At 71.0% G+C, this 26,202-nt stretch carries 23 protein-coding genes and 1 tRNA gene; 14 read left to right on the top strand and 10 right to left on the bottom strand.

The annotated features are described in order from the left end of the window. Nucleotides 1-103: 103 nt before the first annotated feature. The 6 genes from GVV77_RS11435 to GVV77_RS11410 are packed head-to-tail and all read left to right on the top strand — an operon-like array spanning nt 104 to nt 6,391. Nucleotides 104-604, top strand: a complete 501-nt coding sequence (locus GVV77_RS11435; RefSeq protein WP_159618436.1) for an Lrp/AsnC family transcriptional regulator — start codon at nt 104-106, stop codon at nt 602-604. 58 nt (nt 605-662) lie between these two features. Then, nucleotides 663-1,370, top strand: coding sequence for an NUDIX hydrolase (locus GVV77_RS11430; protein ID WP_159618434.1), 708 nt, complete (start codon nt 663-665; stop codon nt 1,368-1,370). Further along, a complete protein-coding gene (gene nadA / locus GVV77_RS11425) occupies nt 1,367-2,653 on the top strand; it encodes a quinolinate synthase NadA (protein ID WP_159618432.1) in 1,287 nt (428 codons plus the stop codon). The genes GVV77_RS11430 and nadA overlap by 4 nt, the downstream gene beginning before the upstream one ends. Beyond that, on the top strand, nt 2,650-4,299 hold the full coding sequence (nadB, locus tag GVV77_RS11420; protein ID WP_159618430.1) for an L-aspartate oxidase: 1,650 nt from the start codon (nt 2,650-2,652) through the stop codon (nt 4,297-4,299). Before nadA ends, nadB begins: the two co-directional genes overlap by 4 nt. Further along, entirely contained in the window at nt 4,296-5,243 is a 948-nt protein-coding gene (nadC, locus tag GVV77_RS11415; protein ID WP_159618428.1) for a carboxylating nicotinate-nucleotide diphosphorylase, read from the top strand. Before nadB ends, nadC begins: the two co-directional genes overlap by 4 nt. Further along, nucleotides 5,240-6,391 (top strand): cysteine desulfurase family protein, encoded by a 1,152-nt coding sequence (locus tag GVV77_RS11410; RefSeq protein ID WP_159618426.1) that lies wholly within the window; start codon nt 5,240-5,242, stop codon nt 6,389-6,391. Before nadC ends, GVV77_RS11410 begins: the two co-directional genes overlap by 4 nt. Nucleotides 6,392-6,492: 101 nt before the next feature. On the opposite strand, the gene GVV77_RS11405 is transcribed toward GVV77_RS11410, so the two are convergent. The 9 genes from GVV77_RS11405 to bcp form a co-directional block, all read right to left on the bottom strand. After that, nucleotides 6,493-7,416, bottom strand: a complete 924-nt coding sequence (locus GVV77_RS11405) for an oxidoreductase (RefSeq protein ID WP_159618424.1) — start codon at nt 7,414-7,416, stop codon at nt 6,493-6,495. A 77-nt stretch (nt 7,417-7,493) separates the two neighbouring features. Then, on the bottom strand, nt 7,494-7,958 hold the full coding sequence (locus tag GVV77_RS11400) for a MarR family winged helix-turn-helix transcriptional regulator (protein ID WP_246199771.1): 465 nt from the start codon (nt 7,956-7,958) through the stop codon (nt 7,494-7,496). Then, nucleotides 7,951-9,048 carry an LLM class flavin-dependent oxidoreductase gene (locus GVV77_RS11395; RefSeq protein WP_159618422.1) on the bottom strand — a complete coding sequence of 366 codons (1,098 nt, stop codon included), beginning with the start codon at nt 9,046-9,048 and terminating at the stop codon, nt 7,951-7,953. Before GVV77_RS11395 ends, GVV77_RS11400 begins: the two co-directional genes overlap by 8 nt. Nucleotides 9,049-9,131: 83 nt before the next feature. Further along, nucleotides 9,132-12,446: an efflux RND transporter permease subunit gene (locus tag GVV77_RS11390; RefSeq protein ID WP_159618420.1), complete on the bottom strand. Its 3,315-nt coding sequence runs from the start codon at nt 12,444-12,446 to the stop codon at nt 9,132-9,134. Between the two features lie 50 nt (nt 12,447-12,496). After that, nucleotides 12,497-13,993: a malate:quinone oxidoreductase gene (locus tag GVV77_RS11385; RefSeq protein ID WP_159618418.1), complete on the bottom strand. Its 1,497-nt coding sequence runs from the start codon at nt 13,991-13,993 to the stop codon at nt 12,497-12,499. 64 nt (nt 13,994-14,057) lie between these two features. Further along, on the bottom strand, nt 14,058-15,776 hold the full coding sequence (locus tag GVV77_RS11380; RefSeq protein WP_159618416.1) for an ABC transporter substrate-binding protein: 1,719 nt from the start codon (nt 15,774-15,776) through the stop codon (nt 14,058-14,060). A 209-nt stretch (nt 15,777-15,985) separates the two neighbouring features. Beyond that, entirely contained in the window at nt 15,986-16,678 is a 693-nt protein-coding gene (locus GVV77_RS11375) for a fasciclin domain-containing protein (protein WP_159618414.1), read from the bottom strand. Nucleotides 16,679-16,932: 254 nt separating this feature from the next. Further along, nucleotides 16,933-17,014 (bottom strand) — tRNA-Leu (locus tag GVV77_RS11370). A gap of 46 nt (nt 17,015-17,060) precedes the next feature. Next, entirely contained in the window at nt 17,061-17,531 is a 471-nt protein-coding gene (gene bcp / locus GVV77_RS11365) for a thioredoxin-dependent thiol peroxidase (RefSeq protein WP_159618412.1), read from the bottom strand. A 132-nt stretch (nt 17,532-17,663) separates the two neighbouring features. Between bcp and GVV77_RS11360 the strand changes: the two genes are divergently transcribed. After that, nucleotides 17,664-18,188, top strand: coding sequence for a MarR family winged helix-turn-helix transcriptional regulator (locus tag GVV77_RS11360; protein ID WP_159618596.1), 525 nt, complete (start codon nt 17,664-17,666; stop codon nt 18,186-18,188). Between the two features lie 139 nt (nt 18,189-18,327). After that, nucleotides 18,328-19,101: a sigma-70 family RNA polymerase sigma factor gene (locus tag GVV77_RS11355; RefSeq protein WP_159618410.1), complete on the top strand. Its 774-nt coding sequence runs from the start codon at nt 18,328-18,330 to the stop codon at nt 19,099-19,101. A 53-nt stretch (nt 19,102-19,154) separates the two neighbouring features. Here GVV77_RS11355 and GVV77_RS11350 read toward each other — a convergent pair whose 3' ends face one another. Continuing rightward, the gene (locus tag GVV77_RS11350) at nt 19,155-20,114 is read right to left on the bottom strand and encodes a glycosyltransferase family 9 protein (RefSeq protein ID WP_159618408.1); all 960 of its coding nucleotides are present in this window, start codon (nt 20,112-20,114) and stop codon (nt 19,155-19,157) included. Nucleotides 20,115-20,228: 114 nt separating this feature from the next. On the opposite strand from GVV77_RS11350, the gene GVV77_RS18335 reads away from it, so the two are divergent. Genes GVV77_RS18335 through GVV77_RS11325 form a run of 6 tightly spaced genes read left to right on the top strand, consistent with a single transcriptional unit; the run spans nt 20,229 to nt 26,193 of the window. Further along, nucleotides 20,229-20,774: a D-glycero-alpha-D-manno-heptose-1,7-bisphosphate 7-phosphatase gene (locus GVV77_RS18335; RefSeq protein ID WP_246199770.1), complete on the top strand. Its 546-nt coding sequence runs from the start codon at nt 20,229-20,231 to the stop codon at nt 20,772-20,774. Continuing rightward, entirely contained in the window at nt 20,771-21,871 is a 1,101-nt protein-coding gene (locus GVV77_RS18330) for a glycosyltransferase family 9 protein (protein WP_246199769.1), read from the top strand. Before GVV77_RS18335 ends, GVV77_RS18330 begins: the two co-directional genes overlap by 4 nt. Continuing rightward, a complete protein-coding gene (locus tag GVV77_RS11340) occupies nt 21,868-22,869 on the top strand; it encodes a glycosyltransferase (RefSeq protein WP_159618404.1) in 1,002 nt (333 codons plus the stop codon). Before GVV77_RS18330 ends, GVV77_RS11340 begins: the two co-directional genes overlap by 4 nt. After that, complete coding sequence (locus GVV77_RS11335) at nt 22,866-24,149, top strand: glycosyltransferase (RefSeq protein WP_159618402.1); 1,284 nt, start codon at nt 22,866-22,868, stop codon at nt 24,147-24,149. The genes GVV77_RS11340 and GVV77_RS11335 overlap by 4 nt, the downstream gene beginning before the upstream one ends. Beyond that, complete coding sequence (locus GVV77_RS11330; protein WP_425483358.1) at nt 24,146-24,835, top strand: D-sedoheptulose-7-phosphate isomerase; 690 nt, start codon at nt 24,146-24,148, stop codon at nt 24,833-24,835. The genes GVV77_RS11335 and GVV77_RS11330 overlap by 4 nt, the downstream gene beginning before the upstream one ends. Next, nucleotides 24,832-26,193 (top strand): PfkB family carbohydrate kinase, encoded by a 1,362-nt coding sequence (locus GVV77_RS11325; RefSeq protein WP_159618400.1) that lies wholly within the window; start codon nt 24,832-24,834, stop codon nt 26,191-26,193. Before GVV77_RS11330 ends, GVV77_RS11325 begins: the two co-directional genes overlap by 4 nt. Nucleotides 26,194-26,202 lie beyond the last annotated feature (9 nt).

Genomic DNA, 26,202 nt, shown 5'->3' with positions numbered 1-26,202 from the left:
AACAGGCGTCCGCCCTTAGCCGGCCCCGGCCCGGACAGTCTCGGCCCGGGTGGTCAGGGCGCCGCCGCGGCAGGGCACGGTGTGTCCGGGAGGAAGGCAACCCATGGAGATTGACCGGCTCGACGTCCGCATCGCTGACCTATTCGCCGACAACCCCCGGATCTCGGTGCTCGAGGCATCGCGCGTCCTAGGGGTCGCGCGGGCAACGGTGTCGGCGCGGCTTGAACGGATGCAGCGCAGCGGGGTGATCAGCGGCTGGGGCCCCCGCATCGACCCGGGGTCCATGGGGTACGGCGTGACGGCCTTCTGCTCGCTGATCATCCATCAGGATTCGGGTCACGACGCGGTGGCCGAGGCGCTCGCGGAGATCCCCGAAATTCAGGAACTGCACACCGTGTCGGGGGAGAGCGACCTGCTGGCACGGGTCACAGCCCGTTCCAACGCCGATCTGCAGCGCGTGATCGACGCGATCATCGCCACCCGGACCGTCATCCGCTCCTCGAGCGTCATCGTCCTCAACACCCACTTCGAGGCGCGGACCCTGCCGCTGATGCGGGCCGCGGCCTTCGGGGGCCCTGCCGCAGGACCCGGAAGCCTGTTATAGTCATAGTGACTTTAACCCGGGCTGCCGCGGCGGACTGAACTTGGAGGGCGGTGCAGGCATGGACTTCAGCTCGGCGAACGTGACCGAACGCAGCCAGCTCCCCCCGGCACTGGCGATCTCCACGGTGATCTTCGCCCTCCGCTCCGACGGCGCCCGGCAGGCGCTCTGGATGCCACTGGTACGGCGGATCCGCGAGCCGCACCTGGGCAAGTGGGCACTGCCCGGGGGGCCGCTGTCGGGCCGGGAGTCCCTCCAGGACGCCGCGGCGCGGAACCTGAACGAAACCACGGGCCTCGCCCCCCGATACCTCGAACAGCTCTACGCCTTCGGCGGGCTCGACCGCGCCGCCACCCAGCGGCTTGTCTCCATCGTCTACTGGGCCCTCGTGCAGCCGGGGGAGGCGGACCTCGCGCGCGAATCGGAAAACGTGAAGTGGTTCCCGGCCGACGCCCTGCCGGACCTCGCCTTCGACCACAACACGATCGTCGAATACGCCCTCTGGCGGCTGCGCAACAAGATGGAATACGGGCCGATCGCCTTCTCCTTCCTCGGTGAGTCCTTCACCCTCGCCCAGGTGCGCGGGGTCTACGAGGCGGTCCTTGGCCGGGAGCTCGACCCGGCCAACTTCCGCCGCCACCTCCGGGCCACCCCCGACATCGTTCCAACCGACACGTTCCAGCAGGGCGGCAGGCACCGTCCGCCCCGCCTCTACCGCTACACCGGCGCCGCCTCACCCGATCCCGGCTTCCCCAGGAGAACCCCATGACCTCTGTCAACACCGCGGTCCAGCTCATCACCCGGGCCGAAGCACAGGCCGCCCCGGCCGCCGGCGGCACCTGTTCACCCGCGCTCGCCGAGGGCCCGTGGGCCTTCGACACCCCCGTGCCCACCTATGGACCGGGCGCCTCGATGGCCGACCCCGCGCCCGCCGCGACCCCCCGCCAGGGCGAACTGCCCGAGGAATACCGGAGGGCCGGCGACGACGAACTGGACCGGCGCATCACCGCGGCGCGGCACGCCCTGGGCAGCCGGGTGGTCATCCTCGGGCACTTCTACCAGCGCGACGAGGTCATCCGACACGCCGACTTCGTCGGGGACAGCTTCCAGCTCGCCCGCGCGGCAACCCAGCGCAGCGAGGCCGAGGCGATCGTCTTCTGCGGCGTGCACTTCATGGCCGAGACCGCAGACCTGCTCTCCCGGCCGGACCAGGCGGTGATCCTGCCCAACCTCGCCGCCGGCTGCTCGATGGCGGATATGGCCGACATCGACTCGGTGACCGACTGCTGGGAGCAGCTCGCCGAGGTGTACGGCACGGAACCCGACGCCGAGGGCAGGGTCCCGGTGCTCCCGGTCACCTATATGAACTCCTCGGCGGCGCTCAAGGGGTTCTGCGGTGAGAACGGCGGAATCGTCTGCACCTCCTCCAATGCCGCCGCGGTGCTGGAGTGGGCCTTCGAGCGGGCGCAGCGGGTGCTCTTCTTCCCCGACCAGCATCTGGGCCGCAACACCGCCAAGGCGATGGGTGTCCCGCTGGAGCGGATGCCGCTGTGGAACCCGCGCAAGGACCTTGGCGGCCTCGCGGAGCAGGAGCTCCTCGACTCGCGCGTCATCCTGTGGAACGGCTTCTGCTCCGTCCACAAGCGCTTCACGGTCGCCCAGATCGAGAAGGCCCGGGCCGAGCACCCGGGGGTGCGCGTGATCGTCCACCCCGAGTGCCCGATGGCCGTCGTCGATGCCGCCGACGAGGCCGGGTCGACCGACTACATCCGCAAGGCGATCGCCGCCGGTGCTCCGGGCACCACGTTCGCCGTCGGCACCGAAGTCAACCTCGTGAACCGCCTGGCCGCAGAACATCCTGAACACACGATTTTCTGCCTCGATCCCGTCATCTGCCCGTGCTCCACGATGTACCGCATCCACCCCGGGTACCTCGCCTGGGTGCTCGAGGGCCTGCTCGAGGGCGAGGTGCGCAACCGGATCACCGTGCCGGCCGCGACCGCAGTACCCGCCCGCACCGCCCTGCAGCGTATGCTCGCGGTCCGGCCATGACCCCGGCCCCGGCTGACTACCCGGCCGCCCCGCACCGGGTGGTCGTCGTGGGCGGCGGTGTAGCAGGGCTGGCAGCCGTGCTCCGGATCCGCCGTTCCCTGCCGGGCGCGCAGCTGACCCTGATCACGAAGGCCGCCCTCGAGGAGAGCAACACCTGGTACGCCCAGGGCGGCATGGCGGCGGTGCTGTCCGGTGCCCCCGGACAGCACCCGTCCGGGACCGGCGCCCGGGCAGGCGGTCCGGACAGCGTGGCCGCCCACGCGGCCGACACCCTGGCCGCCGGCGCGGGGCTCGCCGCCCCGGACGCGGTCGGGCTGCTATGCGCCGGGGCAGAGGGCCAGGTGAGTTGGCTTGAGTCCCTCGGGTTCCGCTTCGACAGCGCCGGAGGAGCGCTGTCCAGCGGCCGGGAGGCGGCGCACAGCGCGGCCCGGATCCTCCACGCCGGCGGCGACGCGACCGGCCGTGCGCTGGCGGGCGCGCTGATCGGCGCGGTGCGCGCCGACCCCTCCGTCCGGATCCTTGAATCCACCTTCGTCACGGACCTGCTGCAGGCGGGTCCGCCCGGCGAACCCCGCGTCTCGGGCGTGCGCATCCGCCCTGGAGGTCCCTCCGCCGGCGGGGATGCTGGTGAACGGGAGATCGCGGCCGACACCGTCGTGCTCGCCACCGGCGGGGCCGGCAGGCTCTATGAGCACACCACCAACCCGGCGGTGGCCACCGGCGACGGCGTGGCCCTGGCCTGGCGGGCCGGGGCGGTGGTGGCCGACGCCGAGTTCTTCCAGTTCCATCCCACAGCGCTCGATGTCCCCGGCAGCCCGCTCATCTCCGAGGCGGTGCGGGGGGAGGGCGCGGTCCTCCGCGACGCCTCCGGCACCCGCTTCCTCCCCGCCTACCATCCGGACGGTGAACTGGCACCGCGCGACGTCGTCTCCCGCAGCATCGCGCAGCACCTCGCCGTGCGGGGTGAAAGGTGTGTGTACCTCGACGCGACCGCCCTGGGCGGTCCGTTCCTCGCCCGCCGGTTCCCCTCATTGACGTCCCTGACGGCGCGCCACGGCCTGAACTGGGCGCGCGAACCGGTCCCGGTGGTGCCCGCCGCGCACTACTGGATGGGCGGGATCCGCACCGACACCTCGGGCCGGACCTCGCTCCCCGGCCTGTACGCGGTGGGGGAGGCCGCCTGCACCGGGGTGCACGGCGCCAACCGGCTCGCCTCGAACTCCCTGCTCGAGGGACTCGTCTTCGCGGAGCGTACGGCCGAAGCCCTGGCCGCGCCGGAGGCCCCGTGGCCAGCGTTCCCGGCCGACCCCCTCGCCCTTGAAGCCCCGGACGCCGGAGAACCCTTCGACCGGGCCCAGCTGCAGCGCCTGATGACCCGGCAGGCCGGGGTCGTCCGGGACGCGGCCGGGCTCGAACTGGCCGCCAAGCAGCTGGCCGCCTATGCGCCCGCCGGCAGCACCGCCGAGGAACTCGAAACCGCCAACCTCCTGCTGTGTGCGCGGCTGCTGGTGCATGCCGCCACCGCCCGCAGGGAAAGCCGGGGTGCCCACCACCGGTCGGATTTCCCGCTGACCGATCCGCGATCAATTCCTAAGAGCACGGCGTACGTCCGCGCTTCCACCCCCCAGGAAGGATTCCCGCAATGACCCCACCGGCAGCCGCCTCCGCCCCGTCCGCCGCGGTCTTCGACGCGGTGATTCTAGCCGCGCTCGCCGAGGACTCACCCTGGGGCGACATCACCTGTCAGGGCCTCATCGCGCCGTCGGTCCTGGCCACCGGCGCCGTCACGGCCCGGGAGGCAGGGATCTTCTGCGGGGCGCACGTCATCGAGTCCGCGATGCGCCTGACCGACCCGCGCATCACCGTGGAGCCGCAGCTGAACGACGGCGACGCCTTCGCCCCGGGCGCCGTGCTCGCAACCCTTTCCGGTCCCGCCGCGGGGATCCTTGCCGCCGAGCGCACCGCGCTCAACCTGGCCCAGCGGCTCAGCGGCATCGCCACCCTCACGGCCCGGTATGTCGAGGCGGTCCGCGGAACCGGCGCACGCATTGTCGACACCCGCAAGACCACCCCCGGCCTGAGGGCGCTGGAGAAGTACGCGGTGCGCTGCGGCGGCGGGTTCAACCACCGGTTCAGCCTCTCGGACGCGGTGCTGGTGAAGGACAACCACCTGGCCCTGCTGTCCGCGGACGGCCCCGAGGCACTTACCGCCGCCCTCGCGGAGGCAAGGGCACGGCTCCCGCACACCGTGCATTTCGAAGTGGAGGTCGACCGGCTCGACCAGATCGAACCGGTGCTCGCCGCAGGGGTCGACACGATTCTGCTCGACAACTTCTCCCTGGCCGAACTCGCCGAGGGCGTCCGCCGGGTCGGGGGCCGCGCCCTCGTCGAGGCCAGCGGCAACGTCACGCTTGAGACCGTTGCCGCCATCGCCGCGACCGGCGTCGACCTGATCTCCTCCGGGGCCCTGACCCACAGCGTCCGCAGCCTCGACCTCGGCCTCGACTTCCGGCCCGCCGTCTCCGGATACGCCGGTGCGGGGGCGGGAGCGGCGGCGGCTGGGCGGCCCCCGGCGGAGCTGCGGTCATGATCTACCTCGACGCCGCCGCCACGACGCCGGTGCGGCGGGAGGTGCTTGAGGCGATGTGGCCGCTGCTGACGGGCGGTTTCGGCAATCCCTCGAGCCACCACGCGGTCGGGGAGGCCGCCGCGGCCGCCCTCGCTTCCGCGCGGGAGGCCGTCGCTGCGGAACTGAACTGCCGGCCGGCGGAGGTGGTCTTCACCTCGGGCGGCACCGAGGCGAACAACCTTGCGCTGAAGGGGATAGCCCTCGCGGCACCGCGCGGACGGCACATCGTCACGAGCGCGCTCGAGCACGCCGCGGTCCGCGAACCGCTGTCGTACCTTGAGCGGTTCCACGGCTTCCGGAGCACTGTCCTGCCGGTGGACGGCGCAGGGAAGGTCGACCCTGAGGGGCTCGCGGCAGCGCTGACCGCGGAGACGACGCTGTGCAGCGTGATGTATGCCAACAACGAGGTCGGCACCGTGCAGGACATCGCCGGACTCGCCGGAATCTGTCGGAGCCGGGGGGTGTACTTCCACACCGATGCCGTCCAGGCCGCGGCGTGGCTTCCCCTCGACGTCCAGGCGCTGGGTGTCGACGCGCTGAGCATCTCGGGCCACAAGCTCGGGGCACCGAAGGGTTCCGGGGTGCTGTACCTCCGCCGCAGGGTGCAGGTGGAGCCGGTGATCCACGGCGGCGGCCAGGAGCGGGGGCGCCGCTCAGGGACGGAGAATGTGGCCGGCGCCGTCGGCGCGGCGACGGCGCTGACGGCCGCCCGGCGGGGCTGGGCCGCTGCCGCGGAGGTCTCCACCGCGCTGCGGGACCGGCTCACCGCCCACGTCCTGGCCGGGGTGCCGGGCGCCGTCCTGACCGGGCATCCGGGGCGGAGGCTGCCGAACCTCGCGTCCTTCTGCTTTCCCGGCCTCAGCGGCGAATCGGTCCTGCTTGAACTGGAGCGCCTCGGCGTGGTGGCATCGTCCGGCTCCGCCTGTGCCGCAGGGTCGGATGAGCCCTCCGCCGTCCTCCTCGCAATGGGTCTCGACGCCGATACCGCCACCACGGCGCTGCGGCTCTCCTGGACCTCGGAAGTGACGGCGGCGGACCTGGAGGCGGCCGCCGCGGCGGTCGTCGAGGCCGTTGGCCGGGTGCGGGCCCCGCACGCCGCACGGCTCTAGGCCGCTGCTGCCTGCTCATACCTGCCTGGGATCGCCGCTGCCCCGGTTCCCGCGTGCCGGCTGCCGGGAGCCCGGCCCGCTGGGTGCCGTGCGCCCGGGTTTCAGCTGCGCGGCATCAAGGCCCGGTAGTCGACGCCGGTCAGTTCGACACTGCGATCCCAGAGCCGTGCGGCGGCTTCGCGATCGAGGACGCGCGGGGAGGGCGCCACGAGGCGGACGTTTCCGCGGGTCTCTCCGGGGCCGTCCGGCCCGTAGTAGTCCCCGCCCTCAACGTCGGGGCCGGTGGCCGCATAGAGCACCGGAAGCGCACCGGCCCCATCGGACTGGCTCAGCACGCCGAGGAATCCGCCGAGCAGGTCGAGCACCGGTCCCGCCTGGCGGTTCCGCACCAGGTTGGTGCGGGCGAGGCCCGGGTGCGCCGCCGCTGCCGTGAGCTGCCACCCCGCCGCCCGTGCGCGCCGGTCGAGTTCGATGGTGAAGTAGAGGTTGGCCGCCTTGCTCTGGCCATAGGCGGCCCAGGGCCGGTATGCCCGGGCAGACTGGAGGTCCCCGAAGTTCAGGCGCCCGCGTTTGTGGGCGAGGCTTGAGACGGTGACGACGCGGGAACCGCCGGCCGCCCGCAGCTGCCCGAGGAGGAGCCCGGTGAGGGCGAAGTGGCCAAGGTGGTTGATTCCGAACTGCGACTCGAAGCCGTCCTCGGTGAGAACCCTGCGCGGTGGCGCCATAACCCCCGCGTTGTTGATCAGCAGGTCCAACGGGTGCTCCCAGTCGGCGGCGAACTGCCGGATGGAGGCGAGGCTGGCCAGATCGAGCAGGCGCATCTCCACCGCCGAATTGCCGCTGAGGGAGCGCACGTGGTGCTCGGCTTCCTGCCCCCGCCCCGCGTCGCGGCAGCCGAGCACCACGTGGGCGCCCTTCCGGGCCAGGGACACGGCGGCCCGGAGGCCGATGCCGCTGTTGGCCCCGGTGACGATGGCGCGGCGGCCGGTGAGGTCGGGGACGTCGTCGGGGGTGAAGCTGTGCATGGGGCCGCCTTCGCTCGTACGGCTGACCCCTGGTGGGTGCCGTGTCCCCAGCATAGGGGCCGGCACCCGGCCCTGGGTCAGGAGGGGCGCTCCACCCCGGCACTGATCTTGGTGGTGAGCAGGCGGAGCTGTTCGAGTTCCTCGACGCTCAGGACCGGCCCCAGGGTTTCCTGGATTACCCGCACGTGCGAGGTTCCGATGCGCTTCTGGAGCGCCCGGCCCTCTTCGGTCAGGGAAAGCTCCACGCCGCGCTGATCGTTTTTGGCCTGCCGGCGCTGGATCAGCCCCTTGGCCTCGAGCCGTTCCACCATCCGGCTCAGGCTCGGCTGGCTGATCAGCAGGTTCGCGTTCAGCTCATTCAGCCGTGCCCACCCGGTAGGGCACCTGCTCAGGTTGAAGAGCACATCGTAGTCGCGGATGCCGAGCTGCTTGAAGGCCTCGTCCTGCCTCAGGACCTTCATCACTGCGACCTGGGCGCGGAACAGCGACTCCCACGCCTCGGCCGTGAGGCGCACCGGAGGGAGTTCCGGGCCCTCACCCACGGGACACCGCCGGTGAGGTTGCCCCCGCGGCGAGCCGGTTCTCGAAGGTCGGAGGAGCCGGAATCGTAGCCGGGGTGCGCGTGGCGAACTCCGCCCGCAGTGTCGGCAGGACCTCGGAGCCCAGCAGGTCCAGCTGCTCGAGGACGGTCTTCAGCGGAAGGCCCGCGTGGTCGACCAGGAACAGCTGGCGCTGGTAGTCGCCGAAGAACTCACGGAAGGTCAGGGTCTTCTCGATCAGTTCCTGCGGGCTGCCGACCGTCAGCGGAGTCTGTGAGGTGAACTCCTCAAGGGACGGGCCGTGGCCGTAGACCGGGGCGTTGTCGAAGTACGGCCGGAACTCCCGCACGGCGTCCTGCGAGTTGCGGCGGATGAAGAACTGCCCGCCCAGTCCCACGATCGCCTGCTCGGGCGTTCCGTGGCCGTAGTGGGCGTAACGCTCGCGGTAGAGCCCGATCAGCTGCTGGTAGTGCTCCTTGGGCCAGAAGATGTTGTTCGCGAAGAACCCGTCGCCGAAGTACGCGGCGATCTCGGCGACCTCGGGGGTGCGGATGGAGCCGTGCCAGACGAAGGGTGCGACGCCGTCGAGCGGGCGCGGGGTGGAGGTGAAGTTGCGCAGCGGGGTGCGGAACTTGCCGTCCCAGTTCACGACGTCGTTGTCCCACAGCTGGCGCAGCAGGTTGTAGTTCTCCACCGTCAGTTCGACGCTGTCCTGCTGGTTCTTGCCGAACCAGGGGTAGACCGGCGCGGTGTTGCCGCGGCCCAGGATCAGGTCCACGCGGCCGTCGGCCAGGTGCTGCAGCATCGCGAAGTCCTCGGCGATCTTCACCGGGTCATTGGTGGTGATCAGCGTGGTGGAGGTCGAGAGGATGATCCGCTCGGTCTGCGCGGCAATGTACCCGAGCATTGTGGTCGGCGAACTCGGCACGAACGGCCGGTTGTGGTGCTCGCCGGTGGCGAAGACGTCGAGCCCGACCTCCTCGGCATGCTTCGCGATCGTCACCATAGCCTTGATGCGCTCGTATTCGGTGGGCGCGGTCCCGTTGGTGGGGTCAACGGTGACGTCACCGACTGTGAATATGCCGATCTGCACGGGGTCTCCTCGTTCGGGTAGATGCATTTGCATCCATTATACGCCGCTTCGGACCGGCGCCGGGGCCGGCGGACCAGCGGGGACTAGGCCGGCACCGTTTCCCGGGCCTGCTCCGCGCGGTCGGATGCTTCGCGGCGGCGGGCGCGCAGTTCCCGCCGTCCCTCGATCAGCCGGTAGAGGACGGGCACCAGGATCAGGGTCAGGGCGGTGGAGGAGACCAGCCCGCCGATGACGACGACGGCGAGCGGCTGGGAGATGAAGCCACCCTCGCCGGTCAGCCCCAGGGCCAGCGGCGTCAGGGCGAAGACCGTGGCCAGCGCGGTCATCAGGATGGGGCGGAGCCGCTGCCGGGCGCCCTGCAGGATGGCCTCGGCCACATCCAGCCCGGGCTCGCCGTCCCGCGGCCTGCGGTACTGGTTGATCAGATCGATCAGCACGATGGCGTTCGTCACGACGATTCCCACGAGCATGAGCATGCCGATGAGCGAGGGCAGTCCGAGCGGGATGCGGGTGATCACCAGCAGCGCAATCGCCCCGGTCGCGGCGAACGGGATGGAGACGAGCAGGATCAGGGGCTGGAGCAGGCTCTTGAACGTGGCCACCATGATGACGTAGACGATGGCGACGGCCGCCCACAGGGCAAGAAAGAGCTGGCCGAAGGATTCGCTCTGCTGCGCTGCCGCCCCGCCGACCGTGGCGGTGGCTCCGGCCGGGAGGTCCACGCCGTCGAGGCGCGCGGACACCGCCGCGGTGAGGGCGCCCAGGTCGTCCCCGGCCGGGGTGACCGAGACGCGTGCCGTGCGTTCCCCGTTGGCGCTGGTGACCGTCAGCGGGACCTGGACCTCCTCGATGGTGGCGACCTCGGTCAGGGGCACCGGGCGTCCGGCCGCCGGGATGACCAGGTCCTGCAGCTGGGCAAGGCTGGTGATGGGCGTTCCCTCCCCGATGAGGACGGGATAGTCGGTGGCCTCCAGCCGGAGCACTCCGGCGGGGACCGGGCTGATGCTGCCGCCGAGCAGGCCGGCGATCTGCCCTTCGGTGAGCCCCGCGGCGACCGCTGCGGCCCGGTCCACGCTGATCTGGACCTGCGGCTGGGCTGCGGAGAGGTTGCTGGTGACCTCGCCGGCGCCGTCGATGCCCTGGAGGCTCTCAACCACCGCGTCGCTTGCGCGCTGAAGGTCTTCCGGGACCGGAGCAGTGATGTTGATGTCGATGGTGCTTGAGGTGCCGAAGCCACCCTGCTGGCTCGAGAGCGAGAACTCCCCGGCACCGGTGAGCTGCTCGAGGTCGTCCCGGATCCGGGCCTGCAGTGCGTCCTGGTCGGCGTCCTCGTCCGTGGTGACGGTGAAGCTTGCCACCGAGGCCCCTTCGGAGAACTGGGCGGCGAACGCGCCCTGGGCGTTGCCGACGGTCAGCTGGATGTCGCGGATGGCCGGGTCCCGGGCCAGCACCTCCTCGGTGCGTGCGGCCGCCGCGGCCGTGGTGGCGAGACTTGAGCCGGCCGGGAGGGTCTGGGAGATGCTGAAGCTGTTCTGGCCGCTGCTGCCGAGCAGGTTGGTCTGGAGCAGCGGGACCATGGCGGCGGTCGCCCCAAGCACCAGCACGCCGGCGGTGAGCGTCCAGACGGGGTGGCGCTGGGTTCCGCGGAGGATCGGGAGGTAGCCGCGCTGCAGCCAGGAGCGGCGTTCCGCCCGGTGGGCCTCTTCGACCGCCCGGGCGCGCGCCTGCCGGGCCGCCTCGGACGCGGCGCCGTCGTCGACGTCAGTGGTCCGGGTGCGGGGCAGGAACCAGTAGGCGAGGACGGGGATGATCGTCAGGGACACCGCGAGGGAGGCCAGCAGGGCAATCCCGGTGGTGACGGCGAAGGGACGGAACAGCTCACCGGCAAGCCCGCCGACGAACGCGATGGGCGCGAACACCGCCACGGTGGTCAGGGTCGAGGCGGTCACCGCCCCGGCGACCTCGCGCACCGCCGTCAGGATGGCCGTGCGTTTTTCCTCGCCGTAGCTCAGGTGCCGTTTGATGTTCTCGATCACGACGATCGAATCGTCGACCACCCGGCCGATGGCGATGGTCAGCGCCCCGAGGGTGAGGATGTTCAGGGAGTACCCGGCCGCGTAGAGACCGATAAAGGTCACCAGCAGTGAGAGCGGGATGGAGATCGCGGTGACCAGGGTGGAGCGCACCGAAAGCAGGAACACCAGGATCACGACGACGGCGAAGGCGAGGCCGAGCAGCCCCTCGGTGGTGAGGTCCTTGATGGAGCGTTCGATAAAGGGCGCCTGGTCGAAGACCACCGTGATGTTGGCGCCGTCGCCCAACTCCGTCTCAAGCTCGGGGATGAGTTCGCCGACCGCCCGGGAGATGCGCACGGTGTCGCCGTCGGGCACCTTGGTGATGGTGAGGCCGAGGGTTTCGACGCCGTTGGTCCGGGTGATCGAGGTGGCGGCGTCGTCGGCGAGTTCGACGTCGGCGATCTCGCCGATGGTGACCGGATCGGCAGGGGGCGCAGGTGCCGGCTCGGCGGGCATGGCGGTCGCCGGCTCCGTGCCGCCGGGGGAGCCCGGAACGCCACCGGGAACGCCGGGCGCTGGAAAGCCGGGGGCGGCCGGAGGCTGGGGGGCCTCCGGGGCCGGTTCGGCCGTCCCGACCGGCTCGGAGGGCAGCACGGGCAGGCCCCGGATGTCGTCGAGGGACGCGACGGGACTGCCGGCCTGGATGGTGAGGGACCGCAGCTCCTCCTCGAGCGTGCCCACCGGGAAGAGGGCGCCGTTGGCTTCCAGGGTGTCGACGATGTCCCCGACCTGCACCCCGGCCTCGGCGAGGGCGCTATCGCGGGGAAGCACCGAGATGTGCTGCCGTGAGCCGCCGGTGATGTCCGCCGAGCGGACCCCCTCGAGCTTCTGCAGCCGGGGAACCGTCAGCCGGGTCAGCTCGTCATTGAGCTCGCTGAGCGTACGGTCCGAGGAGATGGCCAGGAAGGCGATCGGGAAGTCGCCGATGCTGCCGGCCAGGGCCTGCGGCTCGACGTCCTCGGGGAGGTTGGGCCGCACTGCGGAAATGGCACGGTCCACCTGGGCGCGGGCCCGGTCGAGGTTCGTCCCGTAGACGAACTCGAGGTTGACGGTGGAGACGCCGCTGCGGGAGGTGGCCGAAGAGGTTTCGAGCCCCTCGACACCGCTGAGCGCGGTCTCGAGCGGGCCACTGACCTGCTTGTCGATGTATTCCGGGGAGGCCCCGGGCACCGAGGAGATCACGGTGATCCGGGGGAACTCGAGCGAGGGGATGAGTTCCTGCTTGAGCGAGCCGACGGTGATCACGCCGAACACCGAGGCGAAAACGGTGATCAACGCAATCAGGGCCCGGTTTCCCAGGGAGAGCTGCGCCAGACGGAACATGGGCCTGCCTTCGGTGCTGACGGTGCCTGGTGTCCCGGGGCAGCCGCGGCTTACTGGAGTTTCAAGACCCGATCCGTCATCGACTGGACTTCCGCGGCAAGCTCCTCGTTCTCATTGAGTTTCACGCCGTATCCGGGGATCATCTCCTTCAGCTTCGCCTCCCAGCCAGACATCTTCGCCGGGAAGCACCGCTTCAGGAGTTCGACCATGATCGGAGCCGCCGTGGACGCCCCCGGTGATGCGCCGAGGAGCGCCCCCACCGACCCATCGGCCGAGGTGATGACTTCCGTTCCGAACTGCAGAATTCCACCCGTCTTGGGGGCCTTCTTGATGACCTGTACACGTTGGCCGGCGGTGATGAGTTCCCAGGCGCCGCCGTTGGCCGACGGAACGAACTGGTTGAGGGCCTCGTTCTTGGCGTCGCGGTTCTTCAGGACTTCGGAGATCAGGTACTTGGTGAGCGGGACGTTGTCCTTGGCGACAGCGAGCATCGGCACCAGGTTGGAGGGGCGGACCGATCCGGGCAGGTCCAGGAAGGAGCCCCGCTTGAGGAACTTGGTGGAGAAGCCGGCATAGGGCCCGAACAGCAGGGACCGCTCGCCGTTGACGAACCGGGTGTCCAGGTGCGGCACCGACATGGGCGGGGCGCCGACCGAGGCCTGGCCGTACACCTTGGCGTTGTGCTGGTTCACCGTGTCCGGGTCGGTGCAGCGCAGGAACTGCCCGGACACCGGGAAGCCTGCGAAGCCCTTGCCCTCGGGGATGCCGCTGCGCTGCAGCAGGTGGAGGGCGCCGCCACCGGCGCCGATGAAGACGAACTTCGTGCTGACCGTGCGGGTGGCACCGGTGCCGCGGTTCTTCACCTTGATGTCCCAGCGCCCGCTGGAGGCGCGGGAGACGTCGACGACGTCGTGGTGGTAGTTCAGTTCGACGCCGTTGCCCTCGAGGTAGGTGGTGAGCCCGCGCGTCAGGGCGCCGAAGTCGACATCGGTCCCGCCGGCGACCCGGGAAGCGGCCACGGGCTGGCCCGGGTTGCGGTCCTTCATGATCAGGGGGGTCCACTCGGCGATCGTTGCCGGGTCTTCGGAGTGCTCCATGGTGCGGAAGAGCGGCTGTGCGCTGAGGGCCTCATGCCGCCGGCGGAGGTAGGCCGCGTTCGCGGTGCCCCAGACGAAGCTCATGTGGGGCACGGGGTTGATGAAGTTGCGGGGGTCCCCGAGGTGCCCGTTGGAGACCATGGAGGCCCAGAACTGGCGTGATACCTGGAACTGCTCGTTGATCTGCACGGCCTTGGCCGGGTCGACAGAGCCGTCCTTGCCCGCGGGGGAGTAGTTGAGCTCGCACAGCGCCGAGTGGCCGGTGCCCGCGTTGTTCCAGGGGTCCGAGCTTTCCAGGCCGGCCCTGTCGAGGCGCTCGAACACGGAGATGTCCCAGTCGGGCTGGAGCTGCTTCAGGAAGGCACCGAGCGTGGCGCTCATGATGCCGCCGCCGATCAGGACGACGTCGGTGGTGGATGCGGGTGATGCCGCCTGGCTTTGTGCAGTCAACGTTGTCTCCAGTCGCGAGGTCCTAGCCCTTGAAGCCTAACGGCTGGGAGCCCCCTTAATTAAATCAGCCGGCGCTTGCGTCGCCACCGGGAGCCGGTACCCCGGCGAGGTCGATCCGGTTGAATACTTCGTTCATGACGGGGCTCACCGGGTAGGAGGCCACCCGGGGGGCCATGGCCAGTGCCGAGATCGGGAAGGCCAGCGGAACGGCCGGCAGCCGCGTGGCGATCTGGCTGCTGACGTCGGCGTAGGCCTGCCGCCGGTCCTCGCCGTTGGGGAGGGTCCCGGCCCGGGTGATCTTACTGAACAGCTGATGGTCCTCGAAGCCGAACTCGCTTGAATATTTACCGAAGAGCGCACCGGCGAAGTTGTCGGGGTCCTGGTAGCTCCCGCTCCAGCCCAGCAGGTGGAAGGCGCGGTCGCCGTCCTCAAGGACGCGGTCGAGGTAGCCCTCGTTCCAGTCGACCGGCACGGGTTTGAGGTTGAACCCGGCGGCGGTGAGCTGCCTGCTGAGTTCGGCGTAGATCTTCTCCGGGGCCGGCAGGTACGGCCGGGAGATGTTGCGCGGGTAGTAGAAGGGCAGGGGGGTGCCCGTATACCCCGCTTCCTCAAGCAGCTCCCGGGCCCTGTCCGGGTCATGGTTGTAGGAGGGGACGGCCTCGCTGCTCACGCCGAGCTTCTGGGGAAGGAACTGGCGGGCCGCTTTGGTGCCGTTGAGGAAGCGGCCCTCGATCAGCGCCTCCTTGTCGATGGCGTGGGCAACGGCCTGGCGGAAGAGCACGTCGTCGACGCCAGGGAAGTTCTGGTTCAGCCCCAGATACAGCACGGAGTAGGGGTCGCGCTGCAGCAGCTGCTGGCCCGCCAGGGCCAGTTCGGCGGCGTTCTCCACGGTGACGAAGTCGTAGCCGTCGATGCGGCCCGCCTTCAGGGCGCGCAGGCGGGAATCTGGCTGGGCGATGGTGGTGAACACCACGTCCGCGACTTCGCCGGGGTCCCCCCAGTAGGAGTCGGACGCAGTCAGCCGCACCTCGTCCCCGGTCCAGCTCTCGAACCGGAACGGCCCGGTGCCCACGGGTGCCAGCGCATACCGGGACAGCCGGACTCCCTCCCGGGTCTCGGTCAGTTCATCCGCCGCCAGCTGCTCCAGTGCCCGCGGGGAGGACATGGCGAAGGAGGGCTGCGCGAGGGCGGGGATGAACTCGGTCATCCGGCTGTTCAGCTCGATGAGCACCTCATACTCGCTCAGGGGCCGGCAGCCCTTGTACAGGGAAGCCTCGGCGTTGTCAGAGAAGGCCAGGAAGACTGTTTCGAAGGGAAGGGCTGCCGCTGCCGCGGCGCGCGCCGCGGGGGGAGTGTTGAACCAGCGCGAGAAGTTGGCGCACACCGCCCTGGCGTTGAAGGACTCCCCATCGTGGAAGACGACGTCCTTCCTGAGCTCGAAGGCGTAGGCCCGGCCCTCGTTGCGCTCCTCCCACGACTCGGCCAGCAGCGGTGCCGGCTCGGAGGTCAGCGGGTCGACGCCGACAAGACCCTCGAACAGCTGCTGGGTGACCCGAAAAGTCTCGCTGTCGGTGGCCATCGCGGGGTCAAGTCCGGTCGGGTCGGCTGCCGCCGCGAACCGGAACGTGGTGTCGGGGGCTGCGGAGGTCGCCGGCGCCGGGGCCGACGGGGACGGCGGCGCGGGCGGCGCGGCGGTGCAGGCGGGAAGGCTGAGCGCTACGGCGGCCGCGGCAAGGACTCGGAGGACGCGACGGGACCGGACGCGCCCGGCGGTTTTCTTCACAGCCAGATTCTCCAAAGGGGCGCAGCGCCCGGGCTAGGTGGTTGAAGAGTTCAGTCTAGGCGATGCGGCCGGTCCGGCCGCGAAGGCGTCGGCGTCCCGCACGTGCCGGCCGCCGACCCTTCCGCACAGAGGACGGGCCCCCGCACGGCGAGTGCGGGGGCCCATCCAGGTTCCCTGGTCACGTTAGAGGAGTTACACCAGGGAGGTTCCTAGCCGGCCGGCGGCGTGAGGACGCCGTCGATCAGGTACACAGTGGCGTTGGCTGTCTGGACGCCGCCGCAGATGACGTTCATGCCGTTGACCATCAGCTCATCGCCCGAGCCGGTGATCTCGACGTCGCCGCCCTGCACGGTGGTCTGGGTGGTTCCTTCAAGGTCGGCCGGAAGCATCCTGCCGGGGACCACGTGGTAGGTCAGGATGCCCGTGAGCAGGTCCTTGTCGGTCTTGAGGGCCTCGACGGTCTCGGCGGGGAGCGCCTCGAAGGCCTCATCGACCGGGGCGAAGACGGTGAACTCGTCGCCGTTGAGGGTGTCGACGAGGTTGACGTCGGGGTTCAGCTCGCCGGAGACGGCGGCCGTGAGCTGGGTCAGGATGGGGTTGTTCGAGGCCGCTACTGCGACGGGGTCGAGGGCCATGCCTTCGACCGAGCCGGCGCCGTCGGGAACCTCGGCCGCGTAGTCGGCGCAGCCGGGCCCGACGAGGTTCGCCGCCGGGTCCATTGCCTCGCCGGAGGCCTCTTCGGTGGCTTCCGGTGCCATCGACTCGGCTGCCTCGGTCTCCATGCTCTCGGCACTGGGGGCCGACTCGGAGGCGGCTTCGCCGCCGCCACAGGCCGACAGACCGAGCACCGAGACGGCTGCGAGTCCGAGGACGGAAAGGTTCCTGCGCTTGGTGAGTTCCATGAGATTTCTCCTTGATCAACCTGGCCCGGTGGGGGAAGTTCGGGGCCGCTTGCTGGGGGGGGTGGAGCGCATCGTGTCGATGTCTCGGAGGTACTTCGACAGTGCGTCGAAGTCGGATGGGTCGGACCTGAAAATTCTCCCCGGGGCGGGCCGGGGCCGGCGGGGCCGGGGCCGGGCGGGGCCCATCGAAAGAACGGCACCCCGGTCCGAAGACCAAGGTGCCGTTGGGTGCCGGCCAGGGGCCGGCGTTGAAGTGCGCAAGGGGGGACTTGAACCCCCACGTCCGAAGACACTGGAACCTAAATCCAGCGCGTCTGCCAATTCCGCCACTCGCGCGCCGACGCTGCGCGAAAGCGCAGCGTCGGCCTTTAGTCTACGGGAATCAGGAAACCCCGAGGTCGCGGCGCAGCTTGGCGACGTGTCCGGTGGCCTTGACGTTGTACTGTGCCAGCGCCACGTGCCCGTCCCCGTCGAGGACGACGGTCGAGCGGATCAGGCCCTCGTAGGTCTTTCCGTAGTTCTTCTTCTCGCCCCACGCGCCCCACGCTTCGGCGACCGTGTGGTCCTCATCGGAGAGCAGCGGGAACGTCAGGTGCTCGTCCTCGCTGAAGGCACGGAGTTTGTCCGGGGCGTCGGGGGACACTCCCAGGACCCGGTACCCGGCCGCTGCGAGGGAGGAGAGGTTGTCACGGAAATCGCACGCCTGGGTGGTGCAGCCGGGGGTGGCGGCCGCCGGGTAGAAGTAGACGACGACCTTTTCGCCGCGGAACTCCGAGAGCGACACCGAGTTGCCAAACGCGTCAGTGAGCGTAAAGTCGGGGGCATGATCTCCGGCCGACAGTTGTTGTGTCATGCGGGTTCCTCAGTTCAATAGGGGCGGCGCGAAGGCATTAAAAATGACTGGGACGCCTAGTTATCATAAAGGGGACGGGTTGGCGCCATCCATGAGCGTTGATCAGCTTAGCGAAAGGGAGTGCACAATTTCATGCCGGATCTGGAGCAATGGCCCACGGGCCGACTGCTGACGACGGCTGCCCGCCTGGTCGAGCACGCCTGGAATGAGCGGCTGGTGGACATTGGCGTTACCCACGCCGGAGTGATCGCACTGGGAGTCCTCGCGTCGCAGGGCGCCATGACGCAGGCGAGCCTTGCACAGATCGTCCGGGTCCAGGCCCAGACCATGGGCAAAACCCTTGCCCGGCTCGAATCCCGCGGCCATGTGGCCCGCGTGCGGAACGACCTCGACCGCCGGTCCCACCTTGTCTCCATCACCGACGCTGGCCGTGAGGTGCTCATCCGGGCCGACGACGTCGAACGCACCCTCGTGGCAGGCGGCGGCCTTGTCTCCGATGAACTCCGCACGCACCTCCAGAGCGTGATTAAGGAACTCGGCGCCCCCCGATGGAACTGGGCGGCCGCCGCGGCAGCCCCGGAGGTCGCCTCCGCACTCCAGGACGACGCCGTTCCCGGGCCGGAGTCCTCCGGGCCGGCGGCCACCATCAGCACCTGACCCGGCCTCAGAACGCATACTCCATCGGAATTGAGAATAGAAGATTTTCGGGAGCAGAACTTTTAGCTAATCGTTGCAGGGTACAAGTGCCCGTGGTTCCTTGGGGGTGTCAGTTGGACACGCCGAACTGGAGAACCATATGCCGAATCCTGCCGACGCCGCGACGCCCCCGTTCGAGCCTCAAGGCAGGACCGACGGACCGTTGCGGACCGCCCTGCGGGACGACATCACACTGCGCCACCTGGACCTTGCCGAGTCGGTCGCGCGGTCCTTTTCCTCGTTCGGCCCGGACGCCGCGGACATCCGGCAGGTGGCCTACCTCGGCCTGATCAAAGCCGTGCAGCGGTTCAACCCAGCTCGGGGAGTGCCCTTTGCTTCGTTCGCCATTCCCACCATCACCGGTGAGATCAAGCGGTACCTGCGCGACTGCTGCTGGGTGATCCGCCCGCCACGCCACCTCCAGGATCTGAGGACCGAAGCCGTGCGGGCCGCCCCCGCGCTGGCGCAGCGGCTCGGGCGGGAACCGACTGCGAGGGAGCTGGCGGCCGAGCTGGGCGCCGAGGAGTCGGTGGTGGCCGAGGCGCTGACCTGCGCAACGAGCCTGCGGCCGGAATCCCTCGACGCACCCTTCGACGGCAAGAGCTGGGGGGACACCCTGCCCTCGCCGGATAACTGCATCGAGCGCAGCGACGACATCGTTTCGCTGCGGGCGGCGGTCAACGGCCTCACGCCTGCGGAGAAGGAACTGCTGTACCGGAGGTATTTCAAGGAGGAGACCCAGCAGCAGATCGGTGAGCACCTCGGGATGACCCAGATGCAGGTGTCCCGGAAGCTGGCCCGCATCCTGGTGCTGCTTCAGGAGCGGCTGACGGGCGCGGCGGGCCGCGGACCTGCGGACATCCGGATCGCCTGAACCCTGGCGGTCCGCCCAGGGGTGTCCGGTGGGCAAGGGCCATCGAGCCCGCGCTAGTACACGCCGAGCCGGGAGGCCGCGGCGAGCACCGCATCGGGGGTCACCGCGAGCAGCGCCGGGTCCGGGTCTGTGGCGAAGGTTTCGCCGACCCGCTTTGAGGCGTCGGTGAGCACGATGTGCGGCCCGGGCGGAGGGCCCCACTCCTCGACCGGCGCCGGCCCGAAGAGCACAACGGAGGGGCGGGCGTAGGCGGAGGCGAGATGGGCGGCACCGGTATCGGCCGACACGACGAGGCGAGCCCCGGCCACGAGCGCCGCGAACCGCTCGAGCGGCAGTTCCCCGGCAACGACGGCGCACTCGGGAAGCCCCGCGGCCTCGGCAACCGCCAGCGCCCGCGCCCGCTCACCGGCGCTGCCGGTCAACAGCACCTTGTGGCCGGCCCCGGTGAGGGCCTTGGAGACGGCGGCGAAGCGGTCCACCGGCCACAGCCGGCTCCCATACGCTGCCCCGACGTGCACGACGACGGCCCCGGGCACGGGGCTTTCCTCATCGGGGATGCGCAGGCGCAGGTCCAGCGGATCGGCCGGCACGCCGTGCCAGGACACGAGGTCGGCCCACCGGTGCCGCTCGTGGACGCCGTCCTGCCAGGCCGGGCCGTCCCACCCGGGTGAGCGGTGGCCCATGCGGCGGGCCGGAACGATCTCCTCGAGCCGCCCACGGCTCTCCGGTCCGTTGCCGTGGAGGTTGACGGCGATGTCGATACTCCCGGGGGCAAGGTCCAGGGGGTCGTCGAGTCCGTGCGTGGGAAGCAGCTCATCGACGGCGTCGGTCAGCGCCACGATGGGTGCCAGCCAGGCCTGGGCGGCGTACCGGATGCGGTGCCCGGGAAAGGCCCGGCGCAGTCCGCGCAGTGCGGGCACGGCTACCAGGAGATCGCCCAGCTTCAGGGCGCGCAGAGCCAGCAGTTCCGGCCGGCCGTCCGGGGGCGGGGGCGCGGAGACGTTCGATGCCATGGCCCCATCCTCGCAGAGGAAGCGGACGCCGGGCCGGGCACTTCCCGGCGGCCGGGCGGAAAGAAGTTGACCCTCAAGTGTTTAGCACTGCTTCTTCTCGGGAACAGAGCTTGTATGAGAAGCAGGGCTTTGGCTGCGGCCGCTCCGAAGGCGGTCCTGTTCGACCGCGACGGGACGCTTGTAGTCGACGTCCCGTACAACGGCGAGCCCGCGCTCGTCGAGGAGATGCCCGGTGCCCGGGAGGTCCTCGACCGGCTGCGGGGAGCCGGCGTCGCCGTGGGGGTCGTGACGAACCAGTCCGGGATCGCGAGGGGGATCCTGACCCGCGCGCAGGTGGATGCCGTCCACGCCAGGATCGAGGAGATCCTTGGCCCCTTCGCCGTCTGGGAGGTCTGCCCCCACGGCCCGGCCGACGGGTGTGCCTGCCGGAAGCCGGAGCCCGGCATGGTCCTGGCCGCCTGCCGCAGGCTCGGGTTCGAGCCCGGCCAGGTGGCGGTGATCGGGGACATCGGAGCCGACATGGGGGCCGCCCGGGCCGCCGGGGCGGCCGGTGTCCTGGTGCCCACCGCCGTCACCCGCCCGGAGGAGATCGCGGCCGCACCTGCCGTCGCCTCCTCCCTCGGGGCCGCCGTGGAGCTGCTCTGGCGGGATCCGCGGTGACCGGGCGCGTGCTGGTGGCCCGCCTCGACAGCGTGGGGGACGTCCTGCTCGCCGGACCGGCTGTCCGCGCCGTCGCCGCCGGGCGCGGGGGAGCACCCTCCGAGGTGGTCATGCTGTGCGGGCCGCAGGGCGCCCCGGCGGCCCGGCTGCTGCCCGGCGTCGTGGACGTGCTCACCTGGGCGGCGCCCTGGATCGTCGATCCGGCACCGCCGGTCACCTCCGGCCTGCTGCGGGAGGTCATCGACCACGCCGAGGCATCCGGCGCCGCGGAGGCGGTCATCCTCACCTCCTTCCACCAGTCGCCGCTGCCGCTGGCCCTCGCGCTGCGGCTCGCCGGCATCGGGCGCATCACGGGGGCGTCGGTCGACTACGCCGGGTCCCTGCTCGATGTCCGGCTCAAGCCGGGCGAGGACTTCCCCGAGGACCAGCCCGAGGCCGAACGCGCGCTGCGCATCGCCGCGGCCGCCGGCTACCAGCTCCCCCCGGACGATGACGGACGTCTCCACGTCACCGGTCTCCCCGACATATCGGCCCTGGTGGGGGAGGCACCCTATGTCGTCGTGCATCCCGGGTCCGCCGTACCGGCGCGTGCCTGGCCTCCGCTGCACCATGCGGCCGCCGTCGAACTGCTCACCGCCGCGGGCTTCCGGGTGGTCGTCACGGGCGGACCTGCGGAGACCGGGCTCACCGCGACGGTCGCCGGCCCCGAGGGCCTCGACCTCGGAGGCCGCACGGACCTTGCCTCCCTTGCCGCCGTCGTGCAGGGCGCTGCGGCCGTCATCACCGGCAACACCGGGCCGGCCCACCTCGCCGCCGCCGTGGGGACTCCGGTGGCCTGCCTGTTCTCCCCCGTGGTCCCCGCCGTGCGGTGGGCGCCCTACAAGGTGCCCGTTGAACTCCTCGGAGACCAGGGCGCGTCCTGCGCCGGAAGCCGCGCCCGGACCTGCCCGGTGCCGGGCCATCCGTGCCTCTCAAGCGTCCAGCCCGAGGAGGTCGTCGACGCCGTCCGCCGGCTGACCGCCGGGGTGGCATCGCTCGGTTCGCGGCGCCGCATCGGCCGCGCGGAGGCGCGCGGCCGGGAACGGGGAAGCCAATGAGAATCCTGCTCTGGCACGTCCATGGAGGGTGGACCGACGCCTTCGTGCGCGGCAGCCACACCTACCTGCTTCCCACCACCGCCGAGGGCGGGCCGTGGGGTCTGGGACGCGCGGGGAGGGACTGGCCTGATTCTGTGCGTGAGGTGGAGCCCGGGGAGCTCGCCGGGCAGGACATCGATGTCGTCGTCCTGCAGCGGGTCGAGGAAATCGCGGAGTGCGAGCGGCTCCTGAACCGCACGCCCGGACGGGACCTGCCGGCCGTCTTCCTCGAGCACAACACCCCCAAAGGCGACGTTCCGTCGGCGCTTCATCCCCTCGGGGGGCAGGACCTCATCCCCGTGGTCCATGTCACCCATTTCAACGAGCTGATGTGGGACAACGGGATGGCCCGGACCACCGTCGTCGAACACGGCATTGTCGATCCCGGCCCGCTCTACACCGGGGACCTGGAACAGCTCGCGGTGGTCATTAACGAACCCGTCCGCAGGGGACGCGTCACCGGCACCGACCTGCTGGCCCGCTTCGCCCCCACCGCACCCCTTGAGGTGTTCGGCATGGGCGGCGGCGGCCTTCCGGACCTGCTCGGGCTGCCCCCGGAACGGCTGCGGCTCGGAGGCGACCTGCCCACCGCGCAGCTCCACTCCCGGCTGGCCCGCTCCCGCGCCTACCTCCACCCCCTGCGGTGGACTTCGCTTGGCCTCGCCCTGCTCGAGGCGATGCACCTTGGCATGCCCGTGCTGGTCCTCGCGACCACCGAGGCAGTCCGGGCTGTCCCGCCCGAGGCCGGAGCCGTCTCGACGGACGTCGGTGAGCTCACGGCAATGGCGGCGCGGCTGCTGGCCGACCCGGACGAGGCCCGTTCCCGCGGCCGCGCCGCCCGCCGGGCGGCCCTCGACCGTTATTCCCTCGCCCGGTTCCTTGCGGACTGGGACGACGTGCTGGACGCCGCCGCCGGGCGCGGGCGGGTCCTGGCAGCAACCGAAAGGAGAGCGCAGTGAGGATATCCCTGGTTTCCGAACACGCGAGTCCGCTCGCGGCCCTGGGCGGAGTCGACGCCGGCGGGCAGAACGTGCATGTCGCGGAGCTGTCCCGTGCCCTCGCGCAGCGCGGCCACGACGTCACGGTCTACACCCGACGGGACGATCCCGGCCTGCCCCGGCGCGTGCGTTCCGCCGCGGGCCTCGACATCGTCCACGTGGATGCCGGTCCTCCCCGTGCAGTGCCGAAGGACCAGCTGCTGCCGTTCATGCCGGACTTCGCCCGGGGCATCCTGGCGGACTGGGGGGCCCGCCCGCCCGAGGTGGTGCACGGACATTTCTGGATGTCCGGGCTGGCCTGCCTCGACGCGGCCGCGCAGTGCCCTCCCACCCGCCGGCCGGTGGTTGTCCAGACCTTCCACGCCCTGGGCACGGTGAAGCGGCGACATCAGGGCGGTGAGGACACCAGTCCCGCGGAGCGCATCCGGCTTGAGACGGCCGTCGGCCGGGATGCGGACCGGATCATCGCCACCTGCAGCGACGAGGTTTTCGAGCTCAAGGCGCTCGGCATCCCCGGCACCCGGGTCTCCATTGCACCGTGCGGGGTCGACCTCGACCTGTTTTCCCCGTCGGGGCCCGCAGCTCCCCGCGGGCGCGCACACCGGATCGTTTCGGTCGGACGCCTCGTTCCACGCAAGGGCATGGACCTGGCGATCCGCGCCCTGCGGATCCTCGCCGACGGCGGCTACGACGTCGAGCTTGTGCTCGTCGGCGGCCCCGGAAACGCGGCCCGCCTCGAGGAGGATCCTGAGGCACGGCGGCTGAAGGCCCTTGCCGCCGACCTGGAGGTCGAGGACCGGGTGGTGTTCGCGGGCCAGGTGGGGCGGGAGGACATGCCCCCGGTCCTGCGCAGCGCCGATGCCGTCGTCTGCGCCCCCTGGTATGAGCCTTTCGGCATCGTCCCCCTCGAGGCCATGGCGTGCGGGGTTCCCGTTGTCGCCGCGGCCGTCGGGGGACTTGTCGACACGGTGGTCGACGGACGCACTGGCAGGCACGTTCCGCCGCAGGACCCCGGTGCCATCGCCGGTGCGGTCAAGGAGATCCTCGACAGCCCCGGCTGGGGCACCGAACTTGGCCGGAACGGAAACCGGCGGGTCCGGGCCCGGTATTCCTGGAACCGGATCGCCGCGGACACCGAAAAGGCCTACCTGCTGACACTGGGCAGCGCACGCCTGGCCGATGAGGCGCAGGGGCTTCCGCTGCCGCGCCCGCTGGAGAGCACGGGAGGGAGGGCGCTGTGACCGCCGAATACCTCAACGCCGGCCGGCCACTTGGAACCCTGCCGGCCCACCACCGGGACCTTCCGGCCGGACTCGACGGATTCTCCGACGAGCGGCATGCGCACTCCCTCAAGGCCGTCGTGGACCACCTCGCGGCGGTCCTTCCCGCCCTCGAATCCCTGCGCGCCGAGGCGGACCACCTCGCCCGCTGGGGAGTGGAGCTGGCCGGGCGCCTCCTGGCCGGGAGCCGGCTGCTCGCCGCAGGAAACGGCGGGTCGGCCGCTGAGGCGCAGCACCTCACCGCCGAACTGGTCGGAAGGTTCGACGGCGAGCGCGAACCGTTCTCCGCGATCTCCCTCCATGCCGAGAGCTCGGCGGTGACCGCGATCGCCAACGACTACGGGTACGACCAGCTGTTCGCCCGCCAGGTGCGCGCCCACGGCCGGCGGGGCGACGTGCTGATCCTGTTGAGCACGAGCGGGAAAAGCCCCAACCTGCTGCACGCGGTGGAGGCGGCCCGCGCGGCGGGCATCATCACCTGGGCCCTCACCGGTCCGGCGCCCAACCCGCTCAGCTGCTGCGTCGACGACTACGTTGCGGTGGAGGCGGCCTCGGCCAACGCCCAGGAGGGACACCTGATCGCCCTGCACGCGCTCTGCCGGGCGTTCGATTCGGAAGTGCGCCGGTACCGGGAGGAACGCTCATGAGGGTCCTGGTGATCGGCGATGTCCTCCTGGACGCCGACCTGTCCGGAGCGGCGGAACGCCTCTCCCCGGACGCCCCCGTGCCGGTCGTCGACGTCGACACGGTGCAGCGGCGGGCCGGCGGCGCCGGGCTGGTGGCGCGGATGCTCCAGCGGGACGGCCACGACACCGAACTGGTCACGGTGCTCTCCGACGACGACGCCGCGGTCCTCCTGCGCGCCGAGCTCAAGGGGATCACCGTGACCGCAGGCCCGTCCGGCGCCCCGACCCCGGTGAAGACCCGGGTCCGGGCCGCCGGGCACGCGATCGTGCGCTTCGATGAGGGGTGCGCGCCGGCACCGGTGCCGGCCTGCACCCCGGAGATGGTGGCCGCCCTTGAGCGCGCCGAGGCGATCGTGGCGGCCGACTACGGCCGGGGGCTGCTGCTCAACGACGACCTGCGCCGGGCGCTGGCGAGGCAGGTGGGACGGGTCCCGGTGGTCTGGGACCCGCACCCGTCGGGGGCCGACCCGCTGCCCGGAACCACCGCGGTGACGCCCAACTTCGCCGAGGCGCTCCGGTTCGCCGGGGTCGACGGCGAGCGCACCGCCGCGGCCGCCGAGGCCGCAGACCGCCTGCGCACGCGGTGGAAGGCCCGCGCCGTGGTGGTGACCCTGGGGGAACGGGGTGCACTGGTTTCGGCGGAGGATGCCCTGCCCCAGGCCGTGCCCGCCCCGAAGGTCACCGCCCCCGATCCCTGCGGCGCGGGAGACCGCTTCGCCGCCACCCTCGCTGTAGCCCTGGCCAGCGGGTATCCCCTCGACGCCGCCGCACAGGAGGCGGTGCAGGCCGCAGCCGCCTTCCTGGGCGCCGGCGGGGTGTCCTCCCTCCGCGCCGTCCGGGAACCGGCGGCACTCGCGGTCCCCGGCGCGGATGCCCTGGACACGGCCCGGCGGACGCGCGGGGCGGGCGGCACGGTGGTGGCCACCGGAGGCTGCTTCGACCTGCTCCACGCCGGCCATGCCCGCACCCTCGCCGCCGCCCGCGGGCTGGGAGACTGCCTCATTGTGTGCCTGAATTCGGATGCCTCGGTGCGCCGCCTCAAGGGCGAAACCCGGCCGATCATGCAGCTTCAGGACCGGGTGGAACTGCTCCTTGCCCTTGAATGCGTCGACGCGGTGCTGGTCTTCGAGGAATCGACCCCGGAAAACGCCCTGGAACGCCTGCGGCCGGACATCTGGGTCAAGGGCGGCGACTACGCCGCCGCCGACCTGCCGGAGGCGCGCCTCGTCGCCGGCTGGGGCGGCAGGACCGTCACCGTTCCCTACATTCCGGCCCGTTCCACCACGAAACTCGCGGCCGCCCTGGCCCGCGTGGGCTGAGCGGCCCCG

The sequence above is a fragment of the Arthrobacter zhaoguopingii genome (assembly GCF_009828605.1).
In the GTDB taxonomy this organism is placed as follows: domain Bacteria; phylum Actinomycetota; class Actinomycetes; order Actinomycetales; family Micrococcaceae; genus Arthrobacter_D; species Arthrobacter_D zhaoguopingii.
Note: the sequence above shows the minus strand (reverse complement) of the source record. Positions and strands in the feature narration are given on the sequence as shown.